Source organism: Streptomyces sp. NPDC047853, assembly GCF_043204535.1.
Lineage (GTDB): Bacteria > Actinomycetota > Actinomycetes > Streptomycetales > Streptomycetaceae > Streptomyces.
In genome coordinates this window covers 487,010-497,730 of the sequence record NZ_JBIDCI010000002.1, presented here as the reverse complement: position 1 = coordinate 497,730, position 10,721 = coordinate 487,010, and the positions used below count along the sequence as shown (strand labels likewise).

General features: G+C 66.8%; 12 protein-coding genes and 2 pseudogenes. 10 read left to right on the top strand and 4 right to left on the bottom strand.

The window, feature by feature from the left end; translation table 11 throughout:
• A partial coding sequence (locus ACGF5T_RS06250; protein ID WP_392887050.1) for a tetratricopeptide repeat protein occupies positions 1-454 on the top strand: 454 nt, incomplete at its 5' end.
• 269 nt (positions 455-723) lie between these two features.
• Positions 724-1,052: pseudogene (locus ACGF5T_RS06245) on the top strand (UTRA domain-containing protein); the annotation flags it as partial.
• A gap of 1 nt (position 1,053) precedes the next feature.
• Here the strand turns inward: ACGF5T_RS06245 and ACGF5T_RS06240 are convergent.
• Complete coding sequence (locus ACGF5T_RS06240) at positions 1,054-1,605, bottom strand: hypothetical protein (protein ID WP_366767670.1); 552 nt, start codon at positions 1,603-1,605, stop codon at positions 1,054-1,056.
• Between the two features lie 517 nt (positions 1,606-2,122).
• On the opposite strand from ACGF5T_RS06240, the gene ACGF5T_RS06235 reads away from it, so the two are divergent.
• The 3 genes and pseudogenes from ACGF5T_RS06235 (at position 2,123) to ACGF5T_RS06225 (ending at position 3,929) form a co-directional block, all read left to right on the top strand.
• Positions 2,123-2,833 carry a hypothetical protein gene (locus tag ACGF5T_RS06235; RefSeq protein WP_366767671.1) on the top strand — a complete coding sequence of 237 codons (711 nt, stop codon included), beginning with the start codon at positions 2,123-2,125 and terminating at the stop codon, positions 2,831-2,833.
• Positions 2,787-2,990 (top strand): annotated as a pseudogene (locus tag ACGF5T_RS06230) (helix-turn-helix domain-containing protein); the annotation flags it as partial. The gene ACGF5T_RS06235 and the pseudogene ACGF5T_RS06230, both read left to right, overlap by 47 nt.
• 132 nt (positions 2,991-3,122) lie before the next feature.
• Positions 3,123-3,929, top strand: coding sequence for an ImmA/IrrE family metallo-endopeptidase (locus ACGF5T_RS06225; protein ID WP_366767681.1), 807 nt, complete (start codon positions 3,123-3,125; stop codon positions 3,927-3,929).
• Positions 3,930-4,079: 150 nt separating this feature from the next.
• Here the strand turns inward: ACGF5T_RS06225 and ACGF5T_RS06220 are convergent, their stop codons facing one another.
• The 3 genes from ACGF5T_RS06220 to ACGF5T_RS06210 all read right to left on the bottom strand — a co-directional run bounded on the left by ACGF5T_RS06220 (position 4,080) and on the right by ACGF5T_RS06210 (position 6,391).
• Positions 4,080-5,018 (bottom strand): SUMF1/EgtB/PvdO family nonheme iron enzyme, encoded by a 939-nt coding sequence (locus ACGF5T_RS06220; protein WP_366767672.1) that lies wholly within the window; start codon positions 5,016-5,018, stop codon positions 4,080-4,082.
• Between the two features lie 50 nt (positions 5,019-5,068).
• Positions 5,069-5,854, bottom strand: a complete 786-nt coding sequence (locus ACGF5T_RS06215; protein ID WP_366767673.1) for an aminotransferase class IV family protein — start codon at positions 5,852-5,854, stop codon at positions 5,069-5,071.
• A 153-nt stretch (positions 5,855-6,007) separates the two neighbouring features.
• Complete coding sequence (locus ACGF5T_RS06210) at positions 6,008-6,391, bottom strand: GntR family transcriptional regulator (RefSeq protein ID WP_366767674.1); 384 nt, start codon at positions 6,389-6,391, stop codon at positions 6,008-6,010.
• Between the two features lie 493 nt (positions 6,392-6,884).
• Here ACGF5T_RS06210 and ACGF5T_RS06205 point away from each other — a divergent pair, with 493 nt between their 5' ends.
• The 5 genes from ACGF5T_RS06205 (at position 6,885) to ACGF5T_RS06185 (ending at position 10,720) form a co-directional block, all read left to right on the top strand.
• The gene (locus tag ACGF5T_RS06205; RefSeq protein ID WP_366767675.1) at positions 6,885-7,142 is read left to right on the top strand and encodes a DUF6284 family protein; all 258 of its coding nucleotides are present in this window, start codon (positions 6,885-6,887) and stop codon (positions 7,140-7,142) included.
• The gene (locus tag ACGF5T_RS06200) at positions 7,139-7,672 is read left to right on the top strand and encodes a hypothetical protein (protein ID WP_366767676.1); all 534 of its coding nucleotides are present in this window, start codon (positions 7,139-7,141) and stop codon (positions 7,670-7,672) included. Before ACGF5T_RS06205 ends, ACGF5T_RS06200 begins: the two co-directional genes overlap by 4 nt.
• Positions 7,669-8,676 carry a DUF2637 domain-containing protein gene (locus ACGF5T_RS06195; protein WP_366767677.1) on the top strand — a complete coding sequence of 336 codons (1,008 nt, stop codon included), beginning with the start codon at positions 7,669-7,671 and terminating at the stop codon, positions 8,674-8,676. Before ACGF5T_RS06200 ends, ACGF5T_RS06195 begins: the two co-directional genes overlap by 4 nt.
• Positions 8,676-9,014 carry an RRQRL motif-containing zinc-binding protein gene (locus ACGF5T_RS06190; protein ID WP_366767682.1) on the top strand — a complete coding sequence of 113 codons (339 nt, stop codon included), beginning with the start codon at positions 8,676-8,678 and terminating at the stop codon, positions 9,012-9,014. The genes ACGF5T_RS06195 and ACGF5T_RS06190 overlap by 1 nt, the downstream gene beginning before the upstream one ends.
• A 77-nt stretch (positions 9,015-9,091) precedes the next feature.
• Positions 9,092-10,720 (top strand): hypothetical protein, encoded by a 1,629-nt coding sequence (locus ACGF5T_RS06185; RefSeq protein WP_366767678.1) that lies wholly within the window; start codon positions 9,092-9,094, stop codon positions 10,718-10,720.
• The last annotated feature ends 1 nt before the right edge of the window (position 10,721 follow it).

Sequence of the window (10,721 nt, the reverse complement as noted above, 5' to 3'; positions counted from 1 at the left end):
GCAGCATGCAGAGGCACGCCAGATACAGGAAGATACCCTCGCCCGCCGCCGCCGAATACTAGGCGAGGACCATCCCGACACCCTCACGTCCGCCAACGGCCTCGCCAGCATTTTGGGCGGCTTCGGGCAGCATGCAGAGGCACGCCAGATACAGGAAGATACCCTCGCCCGCCGCCGCCGAATACTAGGCGAGGACCATCCCGACACCCTCACGTCCGCCAATAACCTCGCCATCACCCTGAGGACTCTCAACCGCCGCTCGGAGGCGGTCGACCTTTTGAAGGACGTATTCGTCCGCTCCCAGCGTGTGCTCGGTGCGAACCATCCTGACACAGCGCGCGTCACTCGCAATCTCGCCGCTGCACTGATATCGACGGGAAGGGAATATGAGGCTCAACAGCTGACTGGCAGGAAGAGTAAGAACAGGCACCGCTTTGGCCGCAAGCGGCGGTGACGTAACAGTGCCGGCGGTCGACGAGAACCAGATGGATGGCCGATAAGCCTATCGATCTATTCGGTTGAGGTTGACGTGCGTTGGCCCGATGGAGATTGTTTAGCTTTCCTGGCGTTGACCCCCGTGGCACATGACGAATTAATCCAACTGGGAGAGTGTGTTCTGTGTGGCCCTCTGGCCACCACGCGCTCCCCGTTGGCGTTGCAAAGTGGCTAACAAGATTTATCTCGGAAAGCTCCATTCAGGCATCCCTATTTGGTGACCTCAAAGTGCAACTGTCGACCAGTTGGGAGCCATACGAGACCTCACCGCCAGCACTCTCGTCGTCCTCCCCGAGGGAGGACCGCACGCCGGGGCAAGCGTCCTGAATCGGATGGCCGCCATCGGCATCACCGTGAGCCATGCCGTGGAGCAGCCCGAGCCCAGACAGGCGACCGCCGAGGAGGCCTCGCTACTCGGGATTCAGAAGGCCGCGCTCGTCACGCGGATCCGGCGGACGTACTACAGCGGCCAGGGACGGCCCGTCGGGACGGCGGACATCGTGTTGTCCGCCGCGCACTGCGAGATCGTGTACGAGATTCTGATCAGCCGGGCGTAAGTCACTCGCGCTGAAGTGCGGCTCGCACGGCCTCGGCGTCCGTACGGTCAGCCAACGTGCGGCGCTCAGCATCCGTGCCCTCGGCGTCGCTGTCCTCGACGGCGATGAGGTGGGCTGCCTGATCGACGAGCCACGTGCCCCTGTCCCCAGGAACCAGCCGCAGCGCGGTGTGAGAGCTGAAGGGGTCCGGCTGACCTCGCTCTATGGTCGCCCGCAGTCCGATTCCGGCAGGGTGGCGGCCGAACGATGGAACCTCAAGTGCCTCACCAATACTCACCCTGACGTACGAGTAAGTACGAAGCGGGGGCACATCGTAGATCTCGATGCACTCGGCTACGGTGTCTGCCCCCAGGCTGTGCAACAGGCGCTTGGTCCCGGCTTCGCAGGCGGCCTCAAAATCTCGATCCACAAAGGCTTGTTCGAACGATCGGGCAGCCTCTATCGCAGCTGCCCGATCCTTAGTGTCTATGCCGTCCGTGTCATCGCAACCAGACAGCGGCAGGATCGCCGCCAGCAGACACATCCCGGCAGCACGCCGAATCCGAGCAGCCATGCCCCGTCCCCCGTATCTCCTCGGCCCAGCTCGAGGTCGTTCGGAGGATTACAGCACAGGGCCAGAGTCCGATGATCCAGACGCGAGACGGCCTTGGCGACCAGGCAGCAGGGGCCTTCAGGTCATGCCCCCCAGCCGTGCCCCTTCCGTGCCCGATCGGCCGGGAAACCGCGGGGAACGGCGGTGCACGGCGGGCAGCGCACACGCCAACGGCCCCCGACCGTAAAGCCTGGTCAGGGGCCGTAGCACTGCGGTGGGTGTGGGATTTGAACCCACGGTGACATCGCTGCCACGACGGTTTTCAAGAGCGTTCCCGCGCCAACGTCTCGATGGCCGCTGACCTGCGCCAACGACCGGAAGCACGGCCGACGCCGCCGCCCCAGGCCCACACATGGCCCACAACGACCCTGTCAGGACACACGGGTTACGTGCACTGCGCCGGCGACCACCAGATGGGGCTTCCCCTTTTTGGACCTCATTTGAGGTACCATTTGGGGAAGTCGATCACGGAGGCTCGATGCTGAAGCACCCTGCGCAACCGCCTGACAGCTCCACCAAGATCACTCCCCCCGACGAGGCGGACGCCCGTCTCCGCCAGTGGGGGCTCTCCGCCGAGCATTTTCGGGAGAGTGTCACATTTGGCGACAACGCCCGGAAACGGGTCGATCAGCCGTGGTATCCGCGTACGTACGCGGGTGTGGCCATGTGGGCAGAAACGCTCGCAGGACTCCGTCGACAACTGAAGAAGTTGCAGCAGGGCTGGCGCATAGGCCGGACGGGAAACTACGAAACCGTCTACTCCGAGGAGAAGCGCCTGGCCTTTGCCGTCGTAGCGGGCGACAAATACACTGGTACACGAGGTAAGCGCCACCCGAAGCTCACCAGGAAGAGGGGCCCTAAGACCAGAGAGCGAGTTGAGAGGAACGCTGAATTCGTTCAGCCAACACTCTGGGGGGAGATCGAGGGAGTCCGCTCTGTACCGACACAGGATGCCGACCTAACTCCCGACGAGGACTGCTCAACCTGGTTCCTGGTCGTCCACGCCGACGAAGACGAGATTCGGTTGGAGGTCTCGCTCGCACGAGACATTGGAGACGGCCTAGTTGGCGAATGGGTGGAGCGCATCCTCATCCCGCCGATCCCTTCATCGGGAGCGGTAGCACCTATAGAGTCAGACGAGGATGACGACGATGACGGAGAATCAATGGTATTCAGGGCTACTTCGTAATGAAGGACCGTCATTTAATCCTGCAAGGCTGACATCGGCGAGAGAGCGCAGAGGACTTACAAAACAGGGGCTCGCTGAACTGTGCGACGTTTCGCGGCGCACAGTTACGGCCTGGGAAGCCGGACAGGTGGATTCACCTCCGGCAGACCAAATTGCGCGAGCCTTGTCCCTTCCGCAGTCCTATTTTTTCTCCGATGACCCACCACAAGTGAAGGAGGAGTGGGTCACCTTTCGGGCTCTGTCGTCCATGACAGCTCGGCAACTTCGGAGGGTGCTTGCGGTCAGCTCTATGGCAATCGAGCTGAGCGGATGGATTGACAAGCATTACGGCACGCCGATCACCGACCTACCCGATATTGCTGACCCATCCGATGTTCCCCCGGCGATGGTAGCCGAGCAACTTCGGTCCACCTGGGGGCTGCACCAGAAACCCATTAAAAGCATGCTGGCCCTCCTCGAACGCAGGGGAGTACGCGTGTTCTCACTCCCTGCGGCGGATCGAGAAATCGATGCCTTCTCCTTCAAATACGAAGGTCGACCCTTTGTATTCCTAAACACGAGCAAAACGGCTGAGCGGACGAGATTCGACCTGGCGCACGAACTAGGCCACCTGGTACTACACGAAGCTGCCAACATGAACCTCTCAAGGCAGATCGAGCAGGAAGCTCACGACTTCGCCGCGAGCTTTTTGGTACCAGCCGACGGCCTATACGCTCAAGTAGTAGGAAAGCTCCGCCTGGATGATGTATTCAAGCTGAAGAAGTACTGGAAAGTTTCAGCCCTTGCCATGGTTGAGCGCCTGTACAGGCTGGAGTTCATTTCGGAGTGGAACAGAAGGCAGTGGCTCATCGAGTTGTCCGAGAGAGGGTTTCGCGCTGCTGAACCAGACGGAATGCAGCCAGAGCCTTCGAAGTTCCTTACCGATTTGTTCAAGCTAGCCAGAGAAGATGGCTGGACGTCTCGCACGATCGCGGACCAGCTTCAGGAAAGCGAGCAAGACCTTGATGCGCTGGTCTTCGGACTAGCCATGGCGGCCGTCCCTGGCGGAGGCCAAAAGAGCCCTGCAATAACGGGCCACCTGCGAGTTGTTAGATAGCGGAAGCGTGCGTCCGCCATCTTTCATGGTTTGCTTCGCGACTGTTAGTTGGTCAGCAGAGAAGTGACGTCGGCACGGAGGTCTCAGGTCCCCACCGTGCCGACGTTCGGGCATCATCAGAAGATGGCCCGCCACGAGAAGCCCCAGAGGTCACCTGATGTGCGGCGCCATCTGTTGAGCTGTCGCCACACAGCGGAAGCCTGTGTCGTCGTCATGCATCATGTCGTCAGCGTCGTTGGGAACGGCCGGCACTCCCCGGAACAGAGGGCTCGTGAAGGCGCTCCCCCGAAGTTCATACCGTCCTGGCTTGGTCGGAGTAGCAAGCCACTCCCACACGTTGCCCACCATGTCGTAGACCCCGTAAGGCGAGACACCGCTGTGGTACCGCGACACGGAGGTCGTACGCTCCACTCCGGTCTCTCTGACGTTGCACTTCGCGGCAGTCTTCTGGTCACCCCAGGGGAAGGTGCGGCCGGAGGTTCCGCGCGCCGCCTTCTCCCACTGCTCTGCCGTGGGCAGCGACTTCCCCGCCCACGTCGCGTAGGCATTCGCGTCTCGCCATGTCACGTGAACAACGGGGTGGTCGTACAGCTCGCGCGGACAACGACCGTTCTCCCAGTGCTCGGGCACGGGGTGCCGAGTGGCCGCACAGAAGCGCGCGTAGTCGGCGTTAGTGGTCGGGAAGGTGTCGATATGGAATTCGTCCACCCACACCGGATCATCATTCTCTCCAGATAAGAAGATCCCTTCGGGCACGCGCGCCATAAGCTTTCCGTCTCCGGGATGCTTCACGTACTCGCCACTGCTCGTCTGGTCTTCGTCGGGCTCGATGACCGCTTGGGTGGGTATGTCATCCGCCGCGAGGATGCCGACGAAGCGTCCCTGGGCGTCCTGGTCGGCTTTGGCTAGCAAGGTGTCCAACGCCGCCTGGTTCACCATGCGCAGGGTGGCTCGCTCGCCGTCAGCTTCCCACCGCGACACGATCCGGTCGGACACTCCGAGTCTCTCGGCGAACTCCATTAGGCTCATCCGTACGGCTTCACGCAGCGCCCTAACTTCACGTCCGGTCCATTTCGTAACGAGTGGCATGGGCTACCTCTGTCGTGGAACGCACCCCTGGCAAGGGCGGTGAGCACGCGTTACAGGCGGTCGCCGGGAATTCCGGCGTACCCCTCACGCAGTGCGGCGAGCACGGGGTGGTCCTGGGAGAACTGAACGTCATCAAGAGCGCTCAACGAGCGCACACCAATCGTGGTGTTCGTGGCAAAAGCCGCCGCCATGTTCGGAACGTCGGCAAGCTGTACCGGGGCCGTGATCTGCTTGGGAGCATCAAGGCTCTGGAGCAGAAGCATCGTCGTGCCGGGTAGAACGGGAGCGTCCGGCCAAATGACCGTGCCGTCCTGGTCGACGAATCCGAGATTCCAGGTGCCGCCCTCTGAGACACGGCCGTCCGGTTCGATGAACACCGCGTCATCGAATCCGGCAAGCTGAGCCTCCCGGCGAATCCGGAGTTGCGAGTGGAGTCCGATGTGCTTCACGGCCGCGCTGTCGCGGGTGAAGGTGAAGGACTTGGCCGCGAGCGGAGGCGGCGGCATAGCGCCCGCCGGCCGCAAGTTCACCAGGACGTGAGGGTCCTTGGCGTCGCTCGGACGGCCCATGTCGATCGCAGGGTCATAGATCGTGACTCGGAGCCCTGCAACGCCCTCAACGCCCTCAACCGCCTTGCGGATGTACTTCAGGGTTCGCTCGCGGTCCAGCTCGACACCGAAGACGAGTCGGCAGTCTCGCACCAAGCGGTCCATGTGGAGCGACAGGCCGCGGATCGTGCCGTCCTCCATACGCATGGACGTGAAGTGTCCGTAGTTCGTGAGGGCGAGAGCTTCGAGTTCGTCCAGAGTGACGGGCTTGCCGTTGAGTTCAGCCATGCGGCCAGTCTTGCAGCCCCTGACGCTGCGCCAACACCCCGCCGCTCGACCAAAGTTCGGATTAGTTCGGTGCAGGGGCAGGGGGAGTACGTACTCCCGGAGCGTTTGTCGGGACACGCTTAAGGCATGAAGACGAACGAACCGCGAGAGACGCTAGGCGCCGGGCTCCCCCTCAGGGGTGCCCACGACGGCCTCAAGCTGCTTGACGCGCTCGACAAGGCCGGAAAGCTCGGTCGAGACACGCGCGACCTCAGCTTGCAACTCGGTCAGGCGCCGGGCAGCCTCGCGGGGCGCCTGCTCGCCAGAGGCAGGGTCACGAACGTAAGTGCCGCTGCCCGTGCGGCCTTCCACCAGCCCCTCTTCCTGGAGCTGCGTGTAGGCGTTCTGCACGGTCATCAGGGCTACGCCGAGCTTCTTGGCGTAGGCCCGAGCACCGGGAAGCCGGTCACCGGGACCGAACGTCCCGGCGGCGATTTCGTCTCTGATCCTCGCTGCGATCTCGCGGGCGTTGAGCTTCCTCTTCGGCTGTGAGTCCACTCCGAAAGCGTACTTGACCTAGGTCGTTTCCATTCAGGCCGCGGGACCACTTGACGACCAAAAGCGACCTAGGTAGCTTTCTTTCCATCGACAAGCGACCTAGGTCGCTTCGCTCGGACAGCTTGACCTTCGTGAACAGCGCCCGGATGCACGGCCCGGATCAAGCGCTGTGGAGAACTCAACAGAGTGCCGGCCCAGCCGCATGAACACGTGCGGTCGATGGGTGCGGGTCACCATCCCGGCGGCCATGTCGGGCCGGGTGACCTGCCCGGATCTGCTCTTCGGGGCGGGTCTGGCGTCTGCGGCTCTTGCCGCATCTCGAACCTCAACCTCTCCGCCGCATCCTTCGCGGCGGCCGGTTGCCTCCACTGCTCGTCTCGTACGAGCAGTGCTGAGGGGAGCCGGATCAACCGACTTCAACGGCGCGCGGCCCCGGGTGGCTAGACCCGGGGCCGCTGTTCGGGCCGTTCCTCTCTGGAAGGAACCACGACCCATGAACCCCATCGTCACTGTTCAGGAAGCTGTTACCGCGTTCGCGGAGTGGATGGAGCCGACGGACGCGGAGCTGGACGCGATCGAGCGGGAGATGCCCGCGATCCTCGCGGACGTCGACCTGGTCGACGCGGAGATTGCCGCGCTGGAGACCCGGCCGGCCGAGCTGGACGCCCGCCGTACCCGCCGGGCCCGCCGCAAGGCCCTGGCCACGCGCGTCGCGCTGGCCAACCGTGCCGGCTGCGGGGAGGCGGCGTGATCCGCATCGTCACCGCCGGCCGACTGGCCCGGCTGGAGCAGGAAGCCGACCAGGCCCGCGACCGTGCGCGAGACGTACAGGCGCAGGCGGATGCCGCGTGGGGAAGCCACGTGCGGGAGCTGTACGCCGTCACCGACCGCGCAGAACGGGCAGAGGCCACCACCTCCGAGGTGGGCGTCCTGCTTGCCGGCGCGGTGGCGGAGCTGTCCGAGGCGCAGCAGGAGCTGCTGCGGAAGGACATCGAGATCCGCCGGCTGCGTGAGGTGCTGGAGTCGGGGGTGTTGGTGGGGCGGTCGCTGACGGTGCTGATGCACTACGGCGAGCCGCACACCGTCTACGCCACCCGCGAGGACGCGTTGGCCGACACGGCCACCCACGGCGTGCCCACCGGCACCGCGTGGGTCCCCTGCGGTGAACGCCCGGCGTCCGCGTCCACGTGGTGCATCGCAGCGTTCATCTACGACGCCGGCTGCAAGGGCTACCGGCGCGCGTTCATGCCCGCTCCGGAGCCGGTGGGGGGTGCGGCGTGAACAGTGTTCAGACCCGTTCAGCAGAGCGCGCCCTGTCCGGCGGCACGTGGCTCATCGTCTGTGGAGCGATGCTCTACTCCATCCTCACCGTGACCCCGCTGATGGCCGCGCACACGGCCGAGCAGTGGGACTGGACGGCACCGATCCTGCCCCTCGTGGTGGACGCCGCGGTCGTCATCGTGGTCAAGCTCGATGACGTACTGGCCCGCCTGGGCGGGCATGGCGGACGCTGGCCCGTCGTGCTGCGGTGGATGACCGGGCTGATGACGCTCGCCCTCAACACCGCCGACTCCGCACTGAAGAAAGACCTGGTCGGCGTGGCCGTCCACTCCGTGGCGCCGCTCCTACTGATCGTCACGGCGGAGACCAGCCTTGCTTACCGGCGGGCCATCGCCCGCGCGGTGGCCGCGCTGGAAGCCGAACAGCAGGCAGAGCGGGAGCGGCGCGAGCAGGCGGCCCGCGAGCGCGCCGCACAGGCCTGCGCGGAGGCCCGCGAGGAGCGCGAACACGCCGCCCAGTTGGCCCGTGAACAGCGTGAACACGAGGCCGCGCTGGCCCGCGAGCAGGCCGAGCGGGAGGAGCGGCAGCGCCGCGAGGAGCGGGAAGCCCGGGAGCGTGCGGAGGCTGCCGAGCGGGCCGAGCGTGAACGCCGTGAACGCGAGCGTGAACAGCGTGAACAGGAGCGTGAACGGGCCGAGCGGGAAGCCACCGCACGCCTGGCCCGCGAACGCGCCGAACGCGAAGCGCGTGAACGCCGTGAACACCGGGAGCGCGAGGAGCGGGCCGAGCGTGAACGCGCCGCCCTGCTGGCCCGCGGCCCGGCCAACGGCAAGCTTCCCGAGGACGACGCCCGCCAGATCGTGGCCGCCGCGTTCGGCGCCGGGCTGTCCGTGCGCTCCGCGGCGGAGCTGTGCGGCTGGTCGGTCGGTTGGGTGTCCACCCGCTACGCCGAACACCGCGACCCGAGCGCGGACGGCGCGTCGCTGGCCATCGCGAGCCAGTGATGGGCACCGTCCCGGTCTACCGGTGGCGGCTCGCCCCGGACGGTCTGGCCACGCGCCGTCAGCTGCGCGCGCTCGGGCTGCGGCCCGGCGGGCAGGACGTGGCCGCGCAGGTCGAGCGCCCGCGCCGACGGCGTGAACCGCTGGTCGCCTACCTCTACCTCGTCGAGCAGGCCAAGCCCGTCCGGCCGATGACCCCCGCTAAGCGGGCAGCGCTGGCCAAGGCGAACGCCGCCCGCCGCTTCTGCCCGAAGTGCCGGCGGGATGCCGGATACGTGATCCCGCCCTCGCTCGGCATGTGCACCCCGTGTGCCTTCCCCCAGAAACACCGCGCCGCATAAGCCCTGTTGGCAGGCCCGGCCAGATCGCCTCCTACAGCCCTGGCCGGGCCCTACTCCCGCGAAGGAGTGCTCTCAGCATGACGGAAGTCAGCACCGAGCCGGTAGCCATCCCGGCTCCCGCACCGCCCCCGCCGCCCGCACCCGCAGCAGTCGAGCAGGTTCCGGCCGAGACGGGGCCCGAGCACACGCCCGGCGGCTGGCCGGTCGTCCCGCTCGCCCTGGCCGGGGCGAACAGCACCGTGGGCATGGTCGCCACCGCCGCCCTGGCCGGCGGCCCGATCGCCGCCGCGGTGGCCGCGACCGGCGCCGTCGTCCTCGGCACCGTGGCCGGCACCCGCAGCCGCAAGACCAGCCCCCGCAAGGAAGCCCGCCGCACCGCCGCCCGCACCGCCGGACGGTCCGCCGCCCGCACCGCCGGACGGTCCGCCGCCCGCACCGCCGGACGGTCCGCCGCCCGCAGCGCGAGCCTGCGCCACGGCGGAGCAGGCACCGCCGGCACCCGTGGCGGTCGATCCGGTGGCAAGTTGGGCAAGGGGCCCGGCCAGCACCGCCGCGGCGCGGGCACGACCGCCCGTCAGGGCAGCACGGCAACCGGCACGGCCGGGAAGCCCCGCAGCAGCACCGGCAAGGGCACGGCCAAGCATGCGCCCGGCGCCGTCGGGAAGGCTGCGGGCAAAGCGGGGCAGGTCAAGGCCCTGCGCCGGTCCGCGCAGCAGGCCGCTCCCGGCTCCCGAGCCGGGCAGCGGGCGCAGACCACGGCGGCGCGCCGCGCGGTCGCGGACGCCCGCCGCAACGCCAAGACCCGCAACGGCGGCACCGGGGGGATCACCTCCCGCGCCGGACGGCGCGGCGGAATGGCCGGCCGGATGCTCGGCAGTGCCACCCGTAAGGCCCGTGCTGCGCGGGATGCGGTGGTCGCCAAGAACCGTGCCCAGCGCGACGCCAAGACCGCCGGCACGGTCGCAGCGAAGCGGGCTGCGGTGCGTAAGGCGCCGGCCCGGCGGGCGGCACGGGCGGCGTTGCGCCGGTCCGCGGCCCGGTTCCACGGCCGGCGCCTGCTCGCCGCCCTGCTCGCCCTCCCGCTCGGTCTGCTCGGGCTGGTCACCACGCCGATCGGACGCAAGTTCGATATCCCGTGGCTGATGTACCCCGGCAGGCGCCTGTACTGGCGCATCGTCCGCACCGCCACCGAGCAGCGCGCCCACCGTGACGCCGCGATCCGCCAGGAGCAGGCCGAGCAGGAAGCCGCCGCCGACGCGGAAGCCACCGCGGATGGCGCCGACGGCATCGTGGACGGCGTGGAGCGGCCCGCCACTCAGGTTCCTACCAGCACGAATGACCCGTCGATCGAGGGAGAGCACGTGTCCGGTTTCCGGTTCGAAGAGGCCGCTGCCGAGATGGAGCAGGCCGCCAACTCCTACGACCCCGAGAACGCCATGGAGATCCTGGCCATGGTCGAGGGCCTGCCCGCCGCCCTCACCTCGGTGGCGAACGTGATGAAGATCCTCGCCGAGCGCTCCGACTCCGAGTTCCCGCTGGAGAAGGAAGTCGCGGACGGCTTCAACGACATCTTCGGCGCCGTCATGAGCGCCGTGGCGGTCGCGGAGGACATGGGCCCGCTGTTCCGCCAGGCCCACGAGCAGGACATCGCCCGCCACGAGGACCCCCGCAACGGCACCGAGGCCGAGAAGGGCTGGAACGTCTGAG

Coding starts and splice junctions, on each gene's coding strand:
- ACGF5T_RS06205 (WP_366767675.1), top strand. CDS start 6,885: ATGAACCCCATCGTCACTGTTCAGGAAGCTGTTACCGCGTTCGCGGAG.
- ACGF5T_RS06185 (WP_366767678.1), top strand. CDS start 9,092: ATGACGGAAGTCAGCACCGAGCCGGTAGCCATCCCGGCTCCCGCACCG.
- ACGF5T_RS06235 (WP_366767671.1), top strand. CDS start 2,123: ATGCTGAAGCACCCTGCGCAACCGCCTGACAGCTCCACCAAGATCACT.
- ACGF5T_RS06240 (WP_366767670.1), bottom strand. CDS start 1,605: ATGGCTGCTCGGATTCGGCGTGCTGCCGGGATGTGTCTGCTGGCGGCG.
- ACGF5T_RS06225 (WP_366767681.1), top strand. CDS start 3,123: ATGGCAATCGAGCTGAGCGGATGGATTGACAAGCATTACGGCACGCCG.
- ACGF5T_RS06190 (WP_366767682.1), top strand. CDS start 8,676: ATGGGCACCGTCCCGGTCTACCGGTGGCGGCTCGCCCCGGACGGTCTG.
- ACGF5T_RS06220 (WP_366767672.1), bottom strand. CDS start 5,018: ATGCCACTCGTTACGAAATGGACCGGACGTGAAGTTAGGGCGCTGCGT.
- ACGF5T_RS06215 (WP_366767673.1), bottom strand. CDS start 5,854: ATGGCTGAACTCAACGGCAAGCCCGTCACTCTGGACGAACTCGAAGCT.